This window comes from Parabacteroides sp. APC149_11_2_Y6 (assembly GCF_054506995.1).
In genome coordinates this window covers 2,272,135-2,293,601 of record NZ_CP173709.1, presented here as the reverse complement: position 1 = coordinate 2,293,601, position 21,467 = coordinate 2,272,135, and the positions used below count along the sequence as shown (strand labels likewise).

At 45.0% G+C, this 21,467-nt stretch carries 17 protein-coding genes; 7 read left to right on the top strand and 10 right to left on the bottom strand.

Translation table 11 applies throughout. From position 1 onward, the window contains the following. Nucleotides 1–15 precede the first annotated feature (15 nt). From hypE to ACGE0T_RS09295, 3 genes are all read right to left on the bottom strand, one after another. Complete coding sequence (hypE, locus tag ACGE0T_RS09305) at nucleotides 16–1,059, bottom strand: hydrogenase expression/formation protein HypE (RefSeq protein ID WP_459190446.1); 1,044 nt, start codon at nucleotides 1,057–1,059, stop codon at nucleotides 16–18. A gap of 82 nt (nucleotides 1,060–1,141) precedes the next feature. Next, nucleotides 1,142–2,221 carry a hydrogenase formation protein HypD gene (gene hypD, locus ACGE0T_RS09300; protein WP_459190185.1) on the bottom strand — a complete coding sequence of 360 codons (1,080 nt, stop codon included), beginning with the start codon at nucleotides 2,219–2,221 and terminating at the stop codon, nucleotides 1,142–1,144. A 55-nt stretch (nucleotides 2,222–2,276) separates the two neighbouring features. Then, on the bottom strand, nucleotides 2,277–2,507 hold the full coding sequence (locus tag ACGE0T_RS09295; protein ID WP_459190184.1) for a HypC/HybG/HupF family hydrogenase formation chaperone: 231 nt from the start codon (nucleotides 2,505–2,507) through the stop codon (nucleotides 2,277–2,279). Nucleotides 2,508–2,707: 200 nt separating this feature from the next. Between ACGE0T_RS09295 and hypF the strand changes: the two genes are divergently transcribed. From hypF to ACGE0T_RS09275, 4 genes are all read left to right on the top strand, one after another. Further along, nucleotides 2,708–4,996, top strand: a complete 2,289-nt coding sequence (gene hypF / locus ACGE0T_RS09290) for a carbamoyltransferase HypF (protein ID WP_459190183.1) — start codon at nucleotides 2,708–2,710, stop codon at nucleotides 4,994–4,996. 12 nt (nucleotides 4,997–5,008) lie between these two features. Further along, entirely contained in the window at nucleotides 5,009–5,350 is a 342-nt protein-coding gene (gene hypA, locus ACGE0T_RS09285; protein ID WP_459190182.1) for a hydrogenase maturation nickel metallochaperone HypA, read from the top strand. 45 nt (nucleotides 5,351–5,395) lie between these two features. Then, a complete protein-coding gene (gene hypB / locus ACGE0T_RS09280) occupies nucleotides 5,396–6,154 on the top strand; it encodes a hydrogenase nickel incorporation protein HypB (protein WP_459190181.1) in 759 nt (252 codons plus the stop codon). Between the two features lie 80 nt (nucleotides 6,155–6,234). Next, complete coding sequence (locus ACGE0T_RS09275) at nucleotides 6,235–8,295, top strand: acetate--CoA ligase family protein (protein ID WP_459190180.1); 2,061 nt, start codon at nucleotides 6,235–6,237, stop codon at nucleotides 8,293–8,295. 209 nt (nucleotides 8,296–8,504) lie between these two features. On the opposite strand, the gene ACGE0T_RS09270 is transcribed toward ACGE0T_RS09275, so the two are convergent. From ACGE0T_RS09270 to lpdA, 5 genes are read right to left on the bottom strand one after another with little or no spacing between them, the layout of a single operon-like run. Further along, entirely contained in the window at nucleotides 8,505–9,014 is a 510-nt protein-coding gene (locus ACGE0T_RS09270; protein ID WP_459190179.1) for a flavodoxin, read from the bottom strand. Between the two features lie 3 nt (nucleotides 9,015–9,017). Then, nucleotides 9,018–11,051, bottom strand: coding sequence for an alpha-ketoacid dehydrogenase subunit alpha/beta (locus ACGE0T_RS09265; RefSeq protein ID WP_459190178.1), 2,034 nt, complete (start codon nucleotides 11,049–11,051; stop codon nucleotides 9,018–9,020). A 17-nt stretch (nucleotides 11,052–11,068) separates the two neighbouring features. After that, complete coding sequence (locus ACGE0T_RS09260; RefSeq protein ID WP_459190177.1) at nucleotides 11,069–12,391, bottom strand: dihydrolipoamide acetyltransferase family protein; 1,323 nt, start codon at nucleotides 12,389–12,391, stop codon at nucleotides 11,069–11,071. Between the two features lie 14 nt (nucleotides 12,392–12,405). After that, nucleotides 12,406–13,146 (bottom strand): lipoate--protein ligase family protein, encoded by a 741-nt coding sequence (locus ACGE0T_RS09255; RefSeq protein ID WP_459190176.1) that lies wholly within the window; start codon nucleotides 13,144–13,146, stop codon nucleotides 12,406–12,408. Between the two features lies 1 nt (nucleotide 13,147). Beyond that, nucleotides 13,148–14,497 (bottom strand): dihydrolipoyl dehydrogenase, encoded by a 1,350-nt coding sequence (gene lpdA, locus ACGE0T_RS09250; protein WP_459190175.1) that lies wholly within the window; start codon nucleotides 14,495–14,497, stop codon nucleotides 13,148–13,150. A 306-nt stretch (nucleotides 14,498–14,803) separates the two neighbouring features. Between lpdA and ACGE0T_RS09245 the strand changes: the two genes are divergently transcribed. After that, nucleotides 14,804–15,748, top strand: coding sequence for a sugar phosphate isomerase/epimerase family protein (locus tag ACGE0T_RS09245; RefSeq protein WP_459190174.1), 945 nt, complete (start codon nucleotides 14,804–14,806; stop codon nucleotides 15,746–15,748). Between the two features lie 205 nt (nucleotides 15,749–15,953). After that, nucleotides 15,954–17,222: a hemolysin family protein gene (locus tag ACGE0T_RS09240; RefSeq protein WP_459190173.1), complete on the top strand. Its 1,269-nt coding sequence runs from the start codon at nucleotides 15,954–15,956 to the stop codon at nucleotides 17,220–17,222. On the opposite strand, the gene ACGE0T_RS09235 is transcribed toward ACGE0T_RS09240, so the two are convergent. Further along, nucleotides 17,219–17,905, bottom strand: a complete 687-nt coding sequence (locus ACGE0T_RS09235; RefSeq protein WP_459190172.1) for a potassium channel family protein — start codon at nucleotides 17,903–17,905, stop codon at nucleotides 17,219–17,221. The genes ACGE0T_RS09240 and ACGE0T_RS09235 overlap by 4 nt on opposite strands. 14 nt (nucleotides 17,906–17,919) lie before the next feature. After that, nucleotides 17,920–19,743 (bottom strand): TrkH family potassium uptake protein, encoded by a 1,824-nt coding sequence (locus tag ACGE0T_RS09230; RefSeq protein WP_459190171.1) that lies wholly within the window; start codon nucleotides 19,741–19,743, stop codon nucleotides 17,920–17,922. 231 nt (nucleotides 19,744–19,974) lie between these two features. Between ACGE0T_RS09230 and ACGE0T_RS09225 the strand changes: the two genes are divergently transcribed. Beyond that, the gene (locus tag ACGE0T_RS09225; protein WP_459190170.1) at nucleotides 19,975–21,465 is read left to right on the top strand and encodes a xylulokinase; all 1,491 of its coding nucleotides are present in this window, start codon (nucleotides 19,975–19,977) and stop codon (nucleotides 21,463–21,465) included. The last annotated feature ends 2 nt before the right edge of the window (nucleotides 21,466–21,467 follow it).

Here is a 21,467-nt window from a genome sequence, read left to right as displayed (position 1 = left end):
CTTAATGTCGTTCTTCTAACAGATTCTGGGTAATTGTTCGCCACTCAGCATGTCTACGATGCGGTGGTTCCCGTATAGCGTCTTCATCTTGACGATGGATTTGCCTGTTTGTTCAATCCGGCCGATAACGGTTGCCTGTTGTCCTTCCGGGAATCGGTGCATAACAGTTAATGCCTGACCGGCAAGCGGTTCGGGCAGTATCACCAGAACGAGCCCTTCGTTTGCGATATATAGCGGGTCCAGACCCAGTATCTCCGAGGCGCCTCTGACAGCGTCCGGCAGGGGCAAGCTGGCTTCATCCAATACGATTTCAACGTTGGCGGCATGTGCTATCTCGTTCAGCGTCCCGCTTACGCCTCCCCGTGTAGGGTCGCGTAAAACATGAATGTCCTTTATAACTTCCAACAAGCTGCCAATCATATTGTTTAAGGATGCCGTATCACTTTTCAGGTTTGTTTCGAAACCGAGGCTTTCGCGGGCGGAGAGGATGGTGATTCCGTGTACTCCGATAGGTCCGCTGCAAATTACCACATCTCCCTTTTGGGCACGGGAAGGGGCTATCCGGATACCTTCCGGAATCCTGCCTATACCGCTTGTGTTAATGTATAATTTATCGCATTTGCCCCGTTCCACCACTTTGGTATCACCGGCTACAATCTGTATTCCGGCATGTTCGGCGGCGGTCTTTATGGATTGGACCACCCGTCTGAGGTCGGCAAGCGGTAGTCCTTCTTCCAGGATAAAACCGGCTGTCAGGTATAACGGGCGTGCACCGCAACAAGCCAAATCGTTTACCGTACCATTCACTGCCAAATCTCCGATATCCCCGCCCGGAAAGAAGATAGGTTCCACTACGAATGAGTCGGTGGAATATGCCATCCTTCCAGCTTCTACCGGAAATACACATCCGTCGTGGTCCTGTTCCAGCAACGGGTTACGGAAAGCAGGGTAAAAGATACTGCTTATCAATTCATGGGTCAACCTGCCTCCGCCGCCATGTGCCATCAACACACAGTCCGAACCGGAGAGAGGGATAGGACAATTCAAGTTCATAACGATTCAATTGACAGTTGACAAGTGACAAGTGACAAGTGACAATTGATAGCTCTTTTTTAAACTGTCAACTGTCACTTGTCAACTGTCACCTATATTTATAGTATGCCGCACAGACCCCTTCCGAGGATACCATCGGTGCACCTACCGGATGTTCCGGGGTACAACGGGTTCCGAAGAAAGGACAGTCGGACGGCTGTTTTGTTCCTCGCATAATTTCGCCGGCTATGCATTCGGATGAAAGTTCCGCCTTATTTGTTTGGAAAGTAAATTTCCGTTCGGCAGAATAACCGGCATAAGCCTCTTTCAGACGCAAGCCGCTCTGTGGAATACAGCCGATACCCCGCCATTCCTGGTCGTAGGGTACCAGCATTTCTTCCATTAATGCGTAAGCTGCCGGATTTCCGTTTTCCGGTACGGCCCGTTTATAAGCATTCTCTACCTGGTAAGTTCCGGCTTCCAGTTGGAGGATGCAATGATAGATGCCATACAGCAGGTCTATCGGCTCGAAGCCGGTGACTACCATAGGGGTTTTATATTTTTCTGCCAGGTAATGATAGGCTTTATTTCCGGTGATGGCGCAGACATGACCTGCGGTAAGAAATCCGTCCACCTTATTATCCGGGTCGGAGAGGATTGTTTCTATTGCCGGAGGAACGGTGAATAGGGAAGTAAGCAGGGAGAAGTTGGTCAGCTTTCGGCGCTTTGCTTCTTTCAAAGCCATTAGATGCACTGGGGCTGTTGTTTCGAAGCCGATGGCAAAGAATACAATTTCTTTCGTCGGATTATTGGCGGCAAGTTCCACGGCATCCAAAGGGGAATACAACATGCGGATATCCGCTCCATGTGCTTTTACCTGTAAAAGGTCTTCCCGGCTTCCGGGGACGCGCATCATATCACCGAAAGAAGCAAGAATTATATCCGGACGTTTTGCCAGTTCCAATGCCCGGTCTATTATTTCGACGGGGGTAACGCAAACCGGACAACCCGGGCCATGAAGCAGTTTAACGGTTTCGGGTAGCATCTCTTCCAGCCGGTAGCGGGCAATGGCATGGGTTTGTCCGCCGCATATCTCCATGATGTGCCAGGGACGAGTCACTGCTTGCCGGATAGACCGGACGAGTGCTTCTACGTGCTCTTTGTTCCTATATTCGTCGATATACCTCATATCAGTTGACAGTTGACAATTGACAGTTGACAGTTGACTTTTTTATTGTCACCTTTCAACTGTCAATTGTCAACTGCTTTAAGTCTTTTAGTGTTTCTGCTGCAACTTCCGCATCAATTACGGAAATTGCCATGCCGGCATGCGCCAGTATATAATCGCCTATAGACGCATCTACCCACTGGATGCAGATATTCTTTGTAATTCCTCCGAAATCCACTTTAGCCATTGTAAGCTCCGGTTCGGAGCGGTCGATGTTCAGTATTTTTCCCGGTATTGCCAGACACATATTAATTAATAAAATAAATGTTATATTTATCTAACCTCAAAAGTAAGGATTATGTTCCGAAAGAGTTGTAATATATCACACATAAAATATTTATGATAGCTATAGATTTAATTTATCCCGGCTATAGAAAATAGCCATTGTGCTGTTTTTGCTTATTCTGAATAAAGCACCTATATTTGTCGAAAAGCAAAAATACAAGTATGGAACCTGCGGGAGTTGATATAACGGTTTTGACCATTTACGGTTTAGTGCAGGGTGTAGGGTTCCGTCCGTTTATCTATCGGATTGCAAATGAGATGGAAATAAAAGGCGAGGTGGACAACCGGAACAACGGGGTTTGCATCCGGGCAATTCTTACTCCGCAACAGCAGGAAACTTTTATTTCACGGATCAACAGGGAACATCCTCCCGTTGCTTGTATCCACCGGATAGAAACCTCTAAAGAAAAAGGAGATGCATCCATTTATCCGGATTTCAGGATTACCCCGAGCCGTTCGGAATCGGATGAGATTACACAGGTGGCACCGGATATAGCCGTTTGCCCGGAATGTATGTCCGACCGTAAAACACAACCTCACCGCATCCATTATCCTTTTATCAACTGTACACATTGCGGTCCCCGCTTTTCAATCATCCGTGATTTGCCGTACGACAGAAACCGTACGACTATGACGGATTTTGCCATGTGCCCGGATTGCAGGAAGGAATACACGGATGTATCGGACCGCAGGTTTCATGTACAGCCTGTTGCCTGCAATCACTGCGGGCCTTTTTACTATGCGCTATATAATAATGTATATATAACGGACTATCCCCGGTTACTGTCTCTTACCGCCCGTTTGATTGCCGAAGGGGAAGTGATAGCCGCTAAAGGTATCGGAGGGTATCACTTGATTTGTGATGCAACCAATGAAATTGCCGTATCCCGCCTGCGCCAAATCAAGATGCGGGATAACAAACCTTTTGCTGTGATGTTCCGGGATATGGAACATCTGAAAGAGTATGCCCAGGTTAATTCGACAGAAGAAGAAAGTCTGCTGTCGTGGAGACGTCCGATTGTATTGCTGAAACAGCGCCGGTCCCTGGCTTCCGGTATTAATCCGGATATGCGGACATTAGGGTGTATGCTGCCTTATATGCCTATTCATTCTGATTGGTTTGAACAAACGGATACGCCGGCATTGGTAATGACCAGCGGGAATTTGAGCGAACTGCCCATAGCCATCACTCCCGAAGAAGCAGAAAAGGAATTGTCCGGAAAGGTAGCCTTGCTGCTACACCATAACAGAAAAATCCATAACCGGGTGGATGATTCGGTTTTGCAGGTTTGCGGAAACCAGCCTTGCCTGATAAGGCGTTCCAGAGGATATGTCCCCGAGCCTTTTTTTGCCGATATTCCGGTAGAAGGTATTTTGGCTTTTGGTGCGGAAAAGGTCAATACGTTTGCTCTTGGCAAAGGGGATACGATCCTGCAAAGCCAGTATATAGGAGATTTAAAGAACTGGGAAACTTTCGATTTCTATACAGAGTCGTTGAACCGTTTCCGCCATCTGTTCCGCTTTACCCCGAAACAGTTGGTGTGCGACCTCCATCCCGATTATCTCTCTTCCCGTGAAGCGGAGCGCTGGGCTGCGGAGATGAATCTGCCTCTGCTAAAAGTACAACATCATCATGCACATGCTGCGGCTTGTATGTTGGAATACGGTTTGCATGCACCGGTGCTTGCCTGGGTATTGGATGGCACGGGTCTGGGTGACGACGGCAAAGTCTGGGGTGGGGAGCTTTTCCTTTGCGACCGCCGTTCCTATCGCCGTTTATTACATTTCGAATACATTCCTTTGCCCGGTGGCGATAAAGCATCCGTCGAACCCTGGCGTATGGCTGTTGCCTGCCTTTGGCATTATTATGGAAAACGTATTCCTTTCCCCGCGGGATTTATAGAAAGGATAGGAAGGCAGAAGATAGAAATGCTTTTGGCTATGATGGAAAAAGGAATAAATACACCGTATACCTCCAGCGCCGGACGTTTATTTGATGCGGTGGCTTCCCTTTTAGATATCTGCGATATTTCCACCCATCAGGCGGAAGCGCCGGTACGGTTGGAGCAAACAGCTTCCGGGGAGCTGTCCCGACATTATCCGGTACGGATTGAAAATGGATATATATCCTTCTGTCCTGCATTCGATGCCATGCTGGAAGAACTGGCGGAGGGGATACCTGTTGCCGGAATTTCCGCCTCTTTCCATAATACAATCGCATTTGCACTGGTTGAATGTATCAGGCAGCAGAAGGAACAAACCGGCATTTCGACTGTTGTACTGTCGGGGGGCTGTTTTCAAAATAAGCGCCTGTCGGAACAGTTGCTGCAGTTGTTAGCAAAAGAACGGATAACGTGTTATCTGCCGGGACGTATTCCCTGTAATGACGGGGGGATTTCCGCCGGTCAACTGGCTGTTGCCGCCTCCCGGCAAGAAGTTTTACAGAAGTAAAAATGAATAAGTATGCATGAACTGTCTATCGCACAAAGTATCGTGGAACTTGCCGAACAGCAAGCCCGCTGCCATCAGTCGGATTGTATTGAAGAAGTGGAACTGGAAATCGGTTATCTGTCGGGGGTAGAGATACAGACCTTGGAGTTCGCCCTGGAAAGTGCTGTCAAAGGAACGATGCTGGAACAGGCCCGGATCGTTCGCCATTATATAAAAGGAGAGGGGCAATGTGCCGATTGCGGTACGACGTTTCCACTCGAGACATTATACGCTTCATGCCCCGGATGCAACTCTTACTTTGTTAAAATCTTAAAAGGGAAAGAACTGAGAATAAAATCGATTGTTATAAAATAAAAGGACAAGCGGATACAGGTCCGCTTTCATTAAAAACAAATGCTTATGTGTGGAACTTGCGGGTGCGGAGAGCACCATCATCACGACCATGAACACGGACACGGACACCACCATGCTCATGAACATCACCATCATACCCATGATGAAAGTAGAGTAATCAATCTGGAACAGGATATTCTTCAACGTAACAATCTGCTGGCGGAACGAAACCGGGGCTATTTTGAAGCAAAGAATATTTTCTGCCTGAACCTGATGAGTTCGCCGGGTTCCGGCAAAACTTCCTTGCTGGAAGAAACGGTACGCCGGCTGAAAGATAAAATGCCTTTATATGTAATAGAAGGCGACCAGCAGACTTCCAATGATGCAGACCGCATTGCGGCCCTTCAGATTCCCGTTTTCCAGGTAAACACCGGAACCGGTTGCCATTTGGAAGCGGATATGGTAAATCATGCGGTTAAGCATCTTGCTCCTTTGGATGGAGCGATTCTCTTTATCGAGAATGTGGGAAATCTGGTGTGCCCTGCCATGTTTGATTTGGGTGAAGCGAAAAAAGTAGTTATTGTCAGCACTACTGAAGGGGACGACAAGCCTTTGAAATATCCCCATATGTTCGTGGAAGCGGACGTTTGTATTATCAACAAAACAGACTTGGCCCCTTATCTGGATACGGATGTGAAAGTGTTGCGCGAAAATGCATTGAAGGTAAATCATCATTTGCAGGTTTTTGAGGTCTCGGCCACCAAAGGAAACGGAATGGAAGAATGGTGCGGCTGGTTGCAGCAAGAATGTGCAAAATGTAAATAAAAACGGTGTGCAACTCTTGTATAATACGATAAATAGACTAAATTTGCTCCCAATCATTGTTATAAACTAATCAAAATGTTATGATTTGCCGAGAACTAATCAATCCCCAGAGTATAGTTGTTGTAGGTGGCTCTAATAATGTCCACAAACCGGGTGGACGTCTGGTCCGTAACCTGCTGGATGGAAAGTATAAAGGAGACCTGTATGTAGTCAACGCCAAAGAAGATGAAGTGCAAGGTTTGAAATCTTACCGTTCCGTAAATGATGTGCCGGATACAGAGCTGGCAATTATCTCCATCCCCGGTCCGGCATGTCCTGAAGCTGTAGATATATTGGCCAAACAGAAAAATGTGAAAGCGTTTATTGTGGTTTCCGCCGGTTTCGGAGAGGAAACACATGAAGGTGCCATCCTTGAAGACCAAATGCTGAAAAGTATCAATGAGGCAGGTGCCACATTGATTGGCCCGAACTGTATCGGCTTAATGAATATGAACTATCACGGAGTCTTTACCCAACCGATACCGGAATTTCATGCCGATGGTGTGGATTTCATTTCCAGTTCGGGAGGAACCGCCCTGTTCATCATAGAATCCGCATTGACCAAAGGATTGCGTTTTTCTTCCGTATGGTCTGTCGGAAACTCCAAGCAGACGGGTGTGGAAGACGTGATTGAATATATGGACCGTAATTTTGATCCTATCCTCGATTCCAAGATAAAGATGCTTTATATCGAACAGATTAAGAATCCGGATAAGTTGCTTTATCATGCTTCTTCCCTGATACGTAAAGGTTGCCATATCGCAGCTATCAAAGCAGGCAGTACGGATGTCGGAAAACGTGCCGCATCTTCCCATACGGGAGCTATTGCCAGTTCCGATTCGGCTGTGGAAGCTCTTTTCCGTAAAGCCGGTATCGTACGTTGTTTCAGCCGGGAGGAATTGACAACCGTTGCCAGTATCTTTACCCTGAAGGAAGTGAAAGGTAAGAATTGTGCCATCATTACCCATGCCGGAGGTCCGGCGGTTATGCTTGCCGATGCGCTTGCCAAAGGACGGTTGAATGTGCCTAATCTGGAAGGTCCTCTTGCCGCCGAGCTCAAATCCAAGCTATATCCGGGTGCCGCTGTAGGCAATCCTATCGATATTATCGGGACAGGAACACCGGAACATCTGGCGACATGTATTGACTTTTGCGAGAACCGTTTCGATGAAATAGACCTGATGATGGTTATTTTCGGTAGCCCCGGTCTCGTTAAGTTATACGAAACGTATGAGGTGCTCCATAAGAAAATGGAAGAATGCAAGAAACCTATTTTCCCTGTGCTTCCGTCCATCGTAACGGCAGGTCCGGAGGTGAAGAGTTTTGTAAAGAAAGGCCATGTGAACTTCTCGGATGAAGTAACATTAGGTACGGCCTTATCTCGCGTACTCAATACGCCCAAACCGATGAGTTCGGACATTCAATTGTATGGAGTGGATGTACCGGAAGTAAGACGGATTATCGACCGGCTTCCGTCGAGCGGTTATCTGGCTCCGGAAGAAGTCCGTATCCTGTTGAAAGCGGCAAATATTCCGGTAGTGGAAGAACTTACCTCTACAAATATAGACGAACTGGTTGCTTTTGCCAAGATGGTGAAATTCCCTGTTGTGGCAAAAGTGGTAGGTCCTGTGCATAAGAGCGACATCGGAGGTGTGGCATTGAATATCCGTAGCGAAGAACATCTTATCTTCGAATATGAACGGATGATGCGTTTGCCGGATGTGAAAGCCATAATGGTACAACCGATGTTGAAGGGGCAGGAACTGTTCCTGGGTGCAAAATACGAAGAACGTTTCGGGCATGTTGTATTATGCGGTCTGGGTGGTATATTCGTGGAAGTGTTGAAGGATGTTTCGTATGGTTTATCGCCTTTGTCCTATGAAGAAACGTATTCTATGATTCGTTCGCTACGTGGTTATCCGATTATTAAAGGTACACGTGGACAGCGTGGCATAGACGAACAGCAATATGCCGATATTATCGTACGATTGTCTACATTGCTCCGTTTTGCTTCTGAAATTAAAGAAATGGACATTAATCCGTTGGTGGCAACCGAACGCGGATTGTTTGCGGTAGATGCCCGTATCCGGATAGAAAAATAATTTTTTCCTTAGATTTAAAATAGACTCGATGAAAGAGAGAAGGGTGAAGCAATGAACTTGCAGCATCCTTCTCTCATTTTTTTGCCGGTTTGTTGCGGTAGGGCGAATAGTACTGTTGCGGATACTGCAACAGTAGTGATGCAGATATCGCAACAGCAGTATTGCGGGTGTCGCAACAGTGTAGGTACAGGCTCCGCACAGGCAGGTCGCTACAATCCGAACTCTTTTTTCAGTTGCTTAGTCCATTTCAGGACGCGTTCTTCCGTCAGGTCGGACTGGTTTTCAATATCAAGGACAAGCCCTGTGAAGTGATTGTCTGTTATAGCCCGCGACTGGTTGAACAGATAACCGTCCGGAGAGGTAAACCCGACAAGTGTTGCTCCGCTGTTCCTGAAAGAATCGGCTAAAATGCCGATTCCGTCTACAAAGTTATCCGGATAATTCTTCTGGTCGCCCAGTCCGAAAATAGCCACCTTTTTACCACTCAGGTCGGTAGCCTCTATCTCCGGAAGCAGTTCGTCCCAATACGTGGGTAATTCCCCGTCAAACCAGGTGGAAACACCGGCTATGATGTTCTCATAGGCTTCCAGTTCTTTTCTGCCAGCGCTTTCCACTTGTACGAGTTCTACCAGGTTTTCTCCGAATGTTTCCTGTATTTTTAAGGCAACAACACCCGTTTTGGCTGTTGCTCCTCCGTAAAATAATCCTATCTTTTTCATATCCTAATAAGCTAATAATGTTTTTGCTGCCTGATATATTCTGTCTTCACCCGGAAGAATCGCCTTTTCCAGTACCGGATGGAACCCTACCGGAGTGAAGGTGGAGCCTACACGCTGGATAGGTGCATCCAGATAACGGAACATTTCGCTTGCGATGATGCCTGCTATCTCTGCCCCAAAACCGGAGAATACTTTATCCTCGTGGACAATCAAGGCTTTACCTGTCTTTTTTACCGAAGCAAAGATGGCTTCTTTATCTAAAGGTATCAAGGAGCGAAGGTCGATAACCTCTATATTCCTGCCGGTTTCCTTTTGCAATCGGTCTGCCACCTGTATACAGAAATGGGTCGTATTTCCATAGGTGATGATGCTTAAATCGTCCCCGGTACGGTGGATACGGGCCTTTCCGAACGGCACTTCGAAATCCTCAGGGACAAATGCGGCGGCTTCTACAGCATTATATAATGCTTTCGGTTCGAGGAACAAAGTGAAGCCGCGGGAACGGATACTGGTTCTCAGCAATCCGGCTGCGTCATCTGCAAAAGAAGGATAGACAATACGTGCTCCGGGAATCGAAGTCAATGCCCCTTCCAGTGTTTGCGAGTGGTAAAGTCCTCCGCCGATATACCCGCCGGAAGCCAAACGCAAAGTCAGGTTCGGGGTAAATTGTCCGTTGCTCCGCCAGTATTCGTGCGTACATTCCACGTATTGTTCGATAGCCGGCCAGAAGTAATCCGCAAATTCCGCACCTTCGATGACTACGTGTATTTTAGGGTCGAAACGGCACATTCCGTTGGCTGTGCCTACAATGTAATCTTCGGCAATAGGAGCATTGAATACGCGTTTGTCTCCGAACTCCTGCTGCATGCCCTTGGTCACATTAAATACGCCTCCTTTCTCCTTATTGGCAACGTCCTGTCCCCATAAGAATGTATCGGGATTGTGACGAAATTCTGCTTTCAGGGTCTGGTTGATAGCTGTTACCAATGTTTCCTTTTCGCCATCTTCCTGATGGATGCCCTCTGTGTACTTTTCGGGCTGATAGGGCTCCGGCAGTAAATGGTCGAATATGGTAGACGGGTCCGGGTCGGGAGCTGCCAACGCCTTCCGGTTTGCCGCACTCAGGTCTTTCTTTGCCTGTGCTTCGATTTCTTTCAGTTCGTCTTCCGTAAAACGTTTATAGCGAAGCAGCATACGGCGGAATTTTTGTAGCGGGTCGGCTGCCTTTACGTAAGAAAGTTCGTTTTCATCGCGGTATAAAGTCTGCTTGTCCGAGTTGGAATGGGAACCGATACGCACACAGTTTGCCTGGACAATCACCGGGTTATGGGTATTGATGGCATGTTCGCGCGCCTCGGTCATGGCATTCATCGAATCGAAAACATCTTTGCCGTTGCAGTGGATGATTTTCAGGTTCTTAAAGCCGGAGAAGTTATCCGCTACTTTCCGGTTGGCAGTCTGGTCTTTCTTCGGAACGGAAATGCCATAGCCGTTATCCTGTATCACAAAGATAACAGGCAACTGTTCGTTGCTTGCCCCGTTGATGGCTTCGTATACATAGCCTTCGGAAGTGGCTGATTCCCCGTGTGAAGTGATGGATACCCCTTTATGCCCGTAATATACCATGGCACGTGCAACGCCAACCGCATGTAAATCGTGTGTACCGGTTGCCGAGGATATATTCTCGATATGCCATTCCGGTTTGGCGAAATGGTTGGACATATGCCGCCCGCCGCTTGACGGGTCGGTCGCTTTGGAGATACCGTTTAGGATTACTTCTTCCGGGGTCATTCCGGCAGACAGCACTGTCAGCATATCCCGGTAATAGGGAAAGAGGAAGTCTTCTCCACGGTGGAACACCTGCCCGACGGCAAGCTGTATGCCGTCATGCCCCGCATAGGGAGCATGATACGACCAGCCAAGCGATTGCAGTAGATAGGACGGGGCCTTTTCATCGAGAGCACGCCCGAGGGTCATCAGGTAATACCATTTCCTGAGGGTCTCTTTATCTGTTGATTTGATATCATATTTCTTCATGATGATTGTGTTTTAATTTAAGCATTCCAGTTTTCCAGATAATCGGCAATCCTGCGCAGGAATTCGCCGCCGAGGGCACCGTTTATAATCCGGTGGTCATACGACAAGGACAAATACATCTTATGGCGTATGGCAATCGTATCTCCTTCGGGTGTTTCGACTACGGCCGGTTTCTTCTCGATAAAACCGACACCGAGGATGGCAACCTGCGGCTGGTTGATAATCGGGGTACCGAACAAACTCTTAAACGTACCGAAGTTGGTGATCGTGAAGGTACCTCCCTGAATATCGTCCGGAGACAACTTGTTGTTGCGGGCTTTTGCAGCCAGGTTGTCGATACTTGCCGCCAATCCGTTCAGATTGAGTTTGTCTGCGTCGTGGATAACCGGGACAATCAGGTTGCCGTCATTCAACGACACGGCTATGCCGAGGTTGATATGTTTTTTAAGAATTACCTTATATCCGTCGACAGAGGCATTCACGTAAGGAAATTCGGCCAAAGCCTTGGCGGTAGCTTCTGCAATTGCAGGCATATAAGTAAGCGCTACGCCTTCCCGTTTGTAGAAGGCGTCTTTTGTACGTTTACGCCATTGAACCAGCTTGGTAACGTCCGCTTCCACAACCGTAGTTACATGCGGAGATACTTTCTTGGATAAAACCATATGGTCTGCCACAATGCGTGCCACCCGGTCCATATCTACGATTTCATCGCCACTGGATGATAGGACAGGAGCCGCCTGGTGTACAGGTTCGGGAGCCGGAGCGACTGTTGCTGCCGGGGCTGGTGCGGGTTGTGGCTTGGATACCGGTTTTGCCTGGGGAGCCACGCCGCTTTTCTTTTGGGTAATATACTCTTTGAGATCCTTTTTACTCAACCGTCCCATATATCCGGTTCCCGGGATACTGTCCAGTTCGGTTTGTTGTATCTTGGCTTCCTGTGCCAGTTGCAGGACCACGGGTGAATACCACCTTCCGTCTTCCTCCTTAGAGGATTTGACAGGTGCGGTGGGAGCTTCTTCCGCTACGGTTGCCGTATTGGAAACTTTTTCTTCTTTTGCGCTACCTGTACTTCCGGCAGGTGTATCGTCGTCTGCCGTACCTTCCAGTTGAACAATCGCTACAACAGTTCCGACTGCTACCGTTTCTCCTTCCGAAAAGAGGATTTCAAGAACCTTTCCTGCTACGGGAGAGGGTATTTCCGCACTGACTTTGGCTGTGCTTACTTCAAAAAGCACATCGTCTTCCTGAATGGTGTCTCCGACTTTTACAGACCAGGAGATAATCGTTCCTTCTGTAATACTTTCACCCAGTTTGGGCATTTTTATATCAAATGTTGCCATAGTATCTATGTATTTTAAATTTCAATGTTGAAGTTCCAACCGGCTGTGGCATATTTATTATCCCTCAGGTCCCGGATGGCTTTTATATCTTCGCTGGTAAATGAATAGGAGGTAGTCTCCGTTTTCTGTCCGGCAAAGAACTCCAGTAGCGATTTCCTGAATTCTTTTATCGAAACCGGACGGCGGATATACGAACTGATATTCGTTACCGGGCTCCGGACGGACTTTACGAAATAGTTTGTCTTTCCTGACTGTACCTTTTTCGGCTTCTTATTCTCCGGATTCAAAGCAGTTGTCAGCTTATAGAGGTCCGTAGAAAAAAGCAGGGTGGCATGGTGCAGGATACGTTTCTTGTGGATGGATTGGGCACTTCCCGATATTTTCAGCCCGTCTATGGTGAGTGCCTGCCGCTCGTCCGATTGTACCTGCAACCCGAATGTATCCAGGAAAACCGCCAGTTGTTCTGTAAACTTATCGGAATGCAGGTCGTTCCCATTTTCTATAAATGTTACATTCAGGTTCCCTTCATCCTGGTAAACGGCACCTCCGCCGGAATAGCGGCGTACCACTTTAATCTGTTTCTCCCGGACAAAAGACCGGTTGATTTCATCCCACACGTTCTGATGTTTGCCAATAATAACAGCCGGTTCATTCTGCCATACCATGAAGATCGGATCCGTAAAATTCTTTAACAGATATTCTTCGGCAGCCAGATTGAACCAGGCGTCCGTACAAGTATTATTGATGCAATACATATCAGAGATAGAGGCTTTCGTGTATGACTTCTCCAACGGTCGGGTGCGGGAATATATTCTTCTTGAATTCCTCTACCGTAAAGCCGTTTTCCACAGCAATTCCTGCAATCACAATTATTTCGGATGCAGGATTTCCCAAGAGATGGCAACCGATGATTTGTCCGTTTCCATCGGTGAGCAGTTTGCACAGGCCGGTTCCGGTTTCATTCTCGGCAACAAACCTCCCGGAATAGGTCATCGGTATTTTTACAAGGTTGTAATAGTGCCCGCTGCTGCGAAGTTCCTCTTCCGTCTTACCTACACCGGCCACTTCCGGATTGGTATAGACCACCGATGGAATGGCATTATAGCTCATCCTATCTTCATTTCCTAACAGATGGTTGATGGCGACTTCTCCCTCGCGGTAGGCCGTATGGGCAAGCAGGGAGAAACCGGTAATATCTCCGGCGGCATATACATGGGGATGGGAAGTCTGCATATATTCGTTTACTTTGACGCCCTGGCGGGTAGTTTCGATAGAAAGGCTTTCCAAGCCCAACCCTTGTGTGATGGCTCTACGTCCGACACTGACCAGTATCTTATTTGCTTCGATACTGCTTGCTTTGCCGTCTTTTTCAACAATCACTTGCCCGGGTCGGACCTCCGTCACTTTAGTATTCAGGTGAAATTCGACTCCCTTTTTGGCATATTCGCTGCGCAGCATGGCTGAAATTTCTTTATCCATCACTCCCAGTATCTCGGGCATCATCTCGATTACTTTCACTTTGACGCCCATACTTGAAAAGAAGGATGCGAATTCCATACCGATAACTCCACCGCCGATAATTGCCAGTGTCTGGGGCAATTCCTTACTATCCAGTGCTTCACGTGAAGTCCAGTAATCTACCTCCGATAGCCCCTTGATTGGGGGGACAACTGTTTCAGAGCCGGTACAAAGCAGGACATTTTTTACGGTGAAAAGTTCATCACCGCAACGGATGCGGATGTTTCCATCTGCTTCTCCGTCCAGGATTGCTGTCCCGTTTACTATATCGACTCCACTTGATGTAAGGCGCATCTTTACTCCGGAAGTCAGTTTCCGGACCGTTTTATTTTTTCTGTCGATGATTTTGGTTAAATCGAAAGAAGGGGTGCCCTCGGATAAAATACCGTATTTGGATGCCGTTTTGAAGCTATCCAGTATTTTAGCCGAATATAATAATGTTTTAGTCGGTATACAGCCCTCGTTCAGGCAGACGCCTCCCATTGCATTTTTCTCGAAAAGAACGGTTTTTAATCCTCCTTCGGCAGCTCGTTCAGCAGCCGTGTATCCGGCGGGTCCTCCGCCTATTATGCCAATATCGTAGTTCATTATTCTATTATTTTTTAGTTTGACGACATATTGTTTGTGCTATTAAAACCTGTACGCGAGAGCTTTTGTTTATAGGAGTTGATAGATAAAACTTACTGCGTGATAGATTTTAGATAATGCGGGTGGCCTTAATTCAGGCATACGTGTTAAAAAATATTAGTAGCGATAGTAATTTGAATTAGTACCGCTACTAATTGGATTTACTACTGCTACTAATTTTAAATGAAAAAAAATATGTTTTTCCTCAAAAGGAGCTTGAATAAGAATAAAATCATACCTTTGGTACAATCTAAAATTTAATAGACCATGATTAATAGAAGAAATTTTCTGAAAAATGCTTCTTTGCTGACAGCCGGTGGCTTGTTCGCCGGCAAGGTAGGAGCAGCAGATGCAGCAGTTACTGCATCTCCGGTAATATCGGAAACGATGGCAGGCAAGAACATCGGTTTACAAATCTACTCTTTAGGTGGAGAGCTTTATAAGGATGTTCCCGGCGGTATGAAGAAACTGAAAGAAATGGGATATGCCACTCTTGAACTTGCCGGCTATGATAAAGGCAAGATTGGCGGTATAGAAATGATGGAGTTTAAGAAGATGGCAGATGATGCCGGCCTGAAGATTACCAGCTCCCACGTAAATCCTCCGATACGCGAATATACCAAGAGTAATCTGAATGATATCAAGGAGTACTGGAAAAAAACTGCCGACGACCATGCAAAACTGGGTGTTAAATATCTGGTACAGCCCGGTCAGCCCCAAACCCGCAGCATAGAAGAAACCCAATTTGTATGCGAAGTATTCAATGAAGCCGGTAAAATCGTGAAAGCAGCCGGTTTCCCGTTCGGTTACCATAACCATGATTTTGAATTTGCCAAGGTGGTATCCGGCGGTACGGAAGCAAAATTCGGACGCCATAATAAAGGGGAGGTCATTTATGATATTTTCCTGAAAAATACGGACCCTTCGTTAGTCCTGTTTGAAATGGATGTATACTGGGCTGTGATGGGACAGAATGACCCGGTGGAATATATGAAGAAATATCCGGACCGAATCAAGCTGCTGCATATAAAAGACCGTTCTGTATTGGGACAATCCGGAATGATGAATTTTGAAGCTATCTTCAAACAGTTCTACGCGAATGGTTATAAAGATTATTTCGTAGAGTTGGAAGGTATGCCGGATGGAGGTACACAGTTTGATGGCGTAAAGGGATGTGCCAAGTATCTGCTGAAAGCTCCTTTTGTGAAATAAGATAAGCATATCCTATTTTCAAGTCATAACTATCATTTTTAGAAATCATAACTATGATTTTCGAAAATGATAGTTATGACTTTTTTTGTACACATTATGCCAGGCTATATAAACTAATGCGTTATTTAAAGATTTATTTCCTTATTTGTATAGATACGATTGAATAATTTATATCTTCGTCTCCAAATCAATTGTTGTGTCATTAATGGAAATATTAATTATCATTGGTCTTATCTTATTAAATGGTGTTCTTTCAATGTCCGAAATTGCTTTGGTATCGGCTCGTAAAACGCGTCTCGAGGTCGAAGCCAAGCGTGGTAAAAAATCTGCACAGACAGCGCTGAAGCTGGCTAATGAACCGGATAAGTTCTTGTCTACCATTCAGATTGGTATTACTCTTATTGGTATTTTGACCGGTTTATATTCAGGAGAAGCATTTGCCGGTTCGCTGGCGGAATATGTGAGGCATATACCTCATCTGGAAAATTATGCATTGGTTATTTCTAAAACTACGATTGTAGTGATAGTAACCTATCTGACATTGATTATGGGTGAACTTGTTCCCAAACGTATCGGAATGGGATATGCGGAAAAGGTATCCATGTTGATAGCCAAGCCTATGAATATCCTTTCTATGATAGCATCGCCGTTTGTGTGGCTATTATCCAAAAGTACGGAATTTACAATCAAGATAACAGGTATCGATTCGGTTGAAGAGAATAAGGTAACCGAAGAAGAAATTAAAGCGATTGTAAAAGAAGGTCTTGATGGCGGGGAAGTTCAGGAAGTGGAACAGGATATTGTAGAACGTGTTTTCAACCTGGGTGATCGGAATGTAGGTTCCATCATGACACACCGTAGTGAATTGGTGTGGTTGGATACGACAGACAATATTGAACAAATCCGTGATAAAGTCCAGAAAAACCTATTCAATATTTATCCCGTATCATCCGGTAAATTCGATAATATCAAAGGGGTTGTTTATCTGAAAGATTTGTTCGGTCGTATCGACGAGCCTTCTTTTTCGTTGGAACAGGTAGTCCATCCGGCACAATATTTTCCGGAAAACCTGAGTGTATATAATGCATTGGAACAATTGAAACAAGCACGTGTTAAATACGGACTTGTGACGGATGAGTTCGGAGGCATACAGGGTATTGTGACGCTGAAAGACATTATGGAAGGTTTAATCGGCCAGGTCCCGGAATTAGGAGAGGAGCCGGAGATTGTGAAGCGTGCAGATGGTTCCTGGCTGGTAGACGGCCAGTACAACTTCTATGATTTCCTTGAATATTTTGACATGGAGGATCTTTATGCCGAACACGACTATAATACGCTAAGCGGTTTAATCCTCGAAATTTTGGAACGCGTACCAAAGACTGGAGAAAAACTTACATGGCTTTCATTCGAGTTTGAAATTGTCGATATGGACGGTGCCCGTATCGACAAAGTGCTCGTTACAAAAGTAGACTAAATATCAGTTAGTCTGTGTAAAACATCCATTTTACCGAATAGAATCAACAAATCACCCTCTTCAATAGTCAGGTCCGGGGTGATTTTGTTGATTACGGTATATTGAGTTTGCTTTATTCCGATCAGATTCCTTTCAATTGTCGGACGTTCTATTCCTACCAGGCGTACCCCGAAATTTTCTTCCAGTTTAATTATCTGAAGAGTCTGCCCTACAAAAGAAGGAGGAGTCTTTATTTTATAAATATGATGGGTCTCGGTAACTTTATACCAGTCTTTAAATAAATCACCCAAAAGAGACTGGGATGCATAGATTGCAGCAAAATTATCCTCGGGTGTGATAATCTCCGTTACACCGATAGAATTGATTACAGCTTCATGAATAGGAGATATACCCCGTACAATCAGTTTGTCTACATTCAGGTTTTTAAGCAAAGCCACTGTTTGGATAGAAGTCCCGAAATCTTTTCCGAATGTTACGAAAACAGCATCCATTTCATTTAAAGGGAGCGTGTTTAATGCATCACGGTCTGTGGAATCGAGTCCGATTGCTCCGGAAATAGTACCTTTGACTGCTTCGATTTTATGCGTGTTTATATCAATCCCGATTACTTCATTACCGATCTGAGTCAGATTTTCAGCAATGGCACGTCCTAAATTTCCTAATCCTATAACTAAGTATTTCATATATAGCTATTTTATTACATTAATATATTTTCCTGGGGATATGTGTAATTATTCTTTTTATATTCTTTATAGAAGCTGATGAAGAAGGTAAGGATACCTATACGTCCTACCAGCATGGAACTGATAATAATAAGTTTTCCTGCAACCGAAAGCATCGGACTAAAATTCAAACTTAACCCTACTGTACTTAAGGCAGAGACCGTTTCAAATGTCAGGGTGAATACCGAGGCTCCTTTTTCTGTTATGGACAGAGCCGTAACCGCAGCACCCAACCAGCAAAAATATAAAACGATAATAGCGAAAGCCCTGCGAATGGTTGCAGAAGAAAGTTCACGTTTACGTATCTCTACGTTTTCTTTTCCCCGTGCCATATTATGTGCAGTAAATAAGGCGACACAAACCGTTGTTACTTTCAAACCGCCACCGGTTGACATTGGTGCTGCACCGATAATCATTAAGATAAGTGTTAGCATCAGGGTACTTGTTGCAAGCGTGCCCATATCTGCTACACAAAATCCGGCGGTTCGGGGAGTAACTGCTCCTAAAAAGGCATTAGCCAACTGTTCCCTGAACGGTATGCCTGCAAGGGTATTGTTCATCTCTGAGAAATAATACAGGATTGTTCCTCCGATAACCAATATAAGAGTAGAAATAACTACAATATATGTATTGATATTGATAATACGGGGCATATGGATATAATGCTTCTGGCGTCCTATCAATATTTTGAATCCGTTTATAATCAAATGCCTCAGCAGTTTCAAATAATTGAATACGATCGGGAAACCTAATCCTCCGAATATAATCAGAAGCCCTATCCATACATGCAGTTTATATTTATGTACAACCAATGGAGCATACATATTTTCACTAAGCGTAGAAATACCCGCGTTACAGAAAGCTGATACAGCATGAAAAATGGCAAAAAAGACATCATCAGCCATAGTTGCTCCCGGAATGCTTCCCTTTATATCCAGGTATATGAGGTAGGCACCTATACCTTCTATAAATAGAGTAACGAACAGGATATTCAGAATCACCTTAAAAAGCCCGTTGGTACGGTCTTCATTCAACATATCTTTTAAAACCAGCTTACTGGAAAAAGACGAATGTCCCATAAAAGACAGTGCAAAAAAACTGGTAAATGTCATTACGCCGACACCGCCTATCTGTATCAGGAGCATAATAATAATATGGCCGGTATGTGTGAATGTTGTGGCTACATCTACGGAGGTCAGGCCGGTAACACAGACGGATGTGGTGGAAATGAATAAAGCATCTATAAAATGTATGCCATGTACTGTTGCATTGGGTAGCATTAATAATCCGGAACCAACCAATATGACGAATACAAAGCTTAGCAGGAATAGCATGGAAGGCTTGATATGACTCTGCAAAAGTGTGAATGTTTGCCGTGACAGGTGGATAACACTGAGCAAAAGCAACAGGAAATATACGAATACTGGTTTCGTCAGAAAACCCAGGTAAGGCAGGGATTGGTGAATCGCTTCTTTAAAGAATACTTTTCCGGATAACACGGCAAACAGGAAAAAGTAGATACCAATATCCAAATAAAGCATTTTTTCCTGTACAATTTCTTTAAATTTTACAATGTATCGTATCGTTATTCCCGCGAAAAAGGCTAATAGTATATATACCCTGCTCAGTTCCAGCATATGGGCAGTATGTGAGGAGTATTTAAAACCGAATTGGTAAACCAATAAGAAAAGTGATGCCAGGGATGCTATCAGAATTAAGCCCTCTGCTATCACATTTAACAGTCCTTTTATGCTGGCCCAGTATATCCGGAAGGAAAATTGTAGATGTTTTATGTCCATAATAATATCTTTGTGCGCCAAATCTATAAAATAAAAACTGAATCGGACGGGAAGAGTTTTAATGTTGCAGATAATATATGTTAAATCATATCATGCGCGAAATCTATTTATTATCGCCATGAAAAAAGAAAAAAGTATCTTTGCAGACAATGAATACTGCCTATTTGTCTGTTTCATAACGATACAGTAAGTTGTGTTCGATAGATTGAATAAGAAATAAACCATAAAGATATGTATTTATTAGGCTGTGATATAGGAAGTTCTTCTGTGAAGGCTTCTATTGTAGACAAAGAGTCAGGATTGACAGTCTCTTCAGATTTCTATCCCAAAGAGGAAGCACCTATTTATGCTCCTCGTACAGGATGGGCAGAACAAAATCCGGAAGATTGGTGGAAATATTTGAAAATAGCAATAAAAGGGGCTATAGCTAAAGCCGGCATTGCCGGTACGGATATAAAAGCTATCGGTATTTCATATCAGATGCATGGGCTTGTACTTGTAAATAAAAAGATGGAAGTATTGCGTCCGTCCATTATTTGGTGCGACAGCCGGGCGGTTCCTTATGGCGAACGTGCATTCAAAATATTAGGTGAAAAAGCATGTCTGAATCACCTGCTAAATTCTCCGGGAAATTTTACCGCATCCAAACTCGCCTGGGTAAAAGAATATGAGCCTGCTATTTATGACACCATCTATAAATTCATGTTACCGGGTGATTTTATCGCCATGAGAATGACAGGAGATATTGTAACGACGGTATCGGGGCTTTCCGAAGGTATTTTCTGGGATTTCCGGAATAATTGTGTTTCGGAAGATTTAATGAATTATTATGGATTCAGTAATGACTTGATACCTCAAATTAAACCGACTTTTGGTTTGCAAGGTGAATTATTGAATTCGGTTGCTTCCGAACTGGGACTAAAAAAAGGGACTCCGGTTACTTACCGTGCAGGCGACCAGCCGAACAATGCCTTATCCCTGAATGTATTGAAACCGGGTGAGATTGCAGCGACCGGAGGTACTTCCGGGGTGGTATACGGGGTAAACCGTAAAGTAAATTATGATACGCTTTCACGTGTAAATACTTTTGCACATGTCAACCATTCAGCAGAGCAACCCCGTTTGGGTGTTTTATTGTGTATCAATGGTGTTGGTATCATGAATTCTTGGATGAAGCGGACTGTCGGTACGGAAGGCATAACTTATCCGGAATTGAATGAGCTGGCCGCTTCCGTGCCTATCGGGGCAGAAGGGCTTTCTATTCTTCCTTTTGGAAATGGTGCCGAGCGCATGCTTGAAAATAAAGAGACAGGTTGCTCTATACATGGATTAAACTTCAATATTCATAATAAGGCCCATATGGCTCGTGCAACACAGGAAGGCATCGTATTCTCTTTCAAATACGGAATGGATATTATGAATGAGATGGGAATCGAGATTGATGTAATCCGTGCTGGAAATGCCAATCTTTTCCTGAGTCCTATTTTCCGTGATGCTCTGGCGGGTGTAACCGGTACGGTAATAGAACTTTATGATACTAACGGTGCTGTTGGAGCAGCAAAGGGTGCAGGTATCGGTGCAGGTATCTATAATTCGACGGAAGAAGCTTTTGCTTCATTGAAGAAAATTAATGTAATAGAACCGGATGGCTTGAAGGCCGATAAATATTGCGGAGCTTTTGAAACCTGGAAAGAACGTTTGGAGACAGTTCTCTCTAAGTAGCG

What these genes read in the sequence shown, in the direction of transcription:
- hypB (WP_459190181.1), top strand. Translation starts at nt 5,396, where the DNA reads ATGTGTGGAACTTGCGGGTGCGGAGAGCACCATCATCACGACCATGAA.
- ACGE0T_RS09245 (WP_459190174.1), top strand. Translation starts at nt 14,804, where the DNA reads ATGATTAATAGAAGAAATTTTCTGAAAAATGCTTCTTTGCTGACAGCC.
- hypA (WP_459190182.1), top strand. Translation starts at nt 5,009, where the DNA reads ATGCATGAACTGTCTATCGCACAAAGTATCGTGGAACTTGCCGAACAG.
- ACGE0T_RS09230 (WP_459190171.1), bottom strand. Translation starts at nt 19,743, where the DNA reads ATGGACATAAAACATCTACAATTTTCCTTCCGGATATACTGGGCCAGC.
- ACGE0T_RS09225 (WP_459190170.1), top strand. Translation starts at nt 19,975, where the DNA reads ATGTATTTATTAGGCTGTGATATAGGAAGTTCTTCTGTGAAGGCTTCT.
- ACGE0T_RS09235 (WP_459190172.1), bottom strand. Translation starts at nt 17,905, where the DNA reads ATGAAATACTTAGTTATAGGATTAGGAAATTTAGGACGTGCCATTGCT.
- ACGE0T_RS09295 (WP_459190184.1), bottom strand. Translation starts at nt 2,507, where the DNA reads ATGTGTCTGGCAATACCGGGAAAAATACTGAACATCGACCGCTCCGAA.
- ACGE0T_RS09255 (WP_459190176.1), bottom strand. Translation starts at nt 13,146, where the DNA reads ATGTATTGCATCAATAATACTTGTACGGACGCCTGGTTCAATCTGGCT.
- ACGE0T_RS09240 (WP_459190173.1), top strand. Translation starts at nt 15,954, where the DNA reads ATGGAAATATTAATTATCATTGGTCTTATCTTATTAAATGGTGTTCTT.
- ACGE0T_RS09265 (WP_459190178.1), bottom strand. Translation starts at nt 11,051, where the DNA reads ATGAAGAAATATGATATCAAATCAACAGATAAAGAGACCCTCAGGAAA.
- hypF (WP_459190183.1), top strand. Translation starts at nt 2,708, where the DNA reads ATGGAACCTGCGGGAGTTGATATAACGGTTTTGACCATTTACGGTTTA.
- ACGE0T_RS09270 (WP_459190179.1), bottom strand. Translation starts at nt 9,014, where the DNA reads ATGAAAAAGATAGGATTATTTTACGGAGGAGCAACAGCCAAAACGGGT.
- lpdA (WP_459190175.1), bottom strand. Translation starts at nt 14,497, where the DNA reads ATGAACTACGATATTGGCATAATAGGCGGAGGACCCGCCGGATACACG.
- ACGE0T_RS09260 (WP_459190177.1), bottom strand. Translation starts at nt 12,391, where the DNA reads ATGGCAACATTTGATATAAAAATGCCCAAACTGGGTGAAAGTATTACA.
- ACGE0T_RS09275 (WP_459190180.1), top strand. Translation starts at nt 6,235, where the DNA reads ATGATTTGCCGAGAACTAATCAATCCCCAGAGTATAGTTGTTGTAGGT.
- hypD (WP_459190185.1), bottom strand. Translation starts at nt 2,221, where the DNA reads ATGAGGTATATCGACGAATATAGGAACAAAGAGCACGTAGAAGCACTC.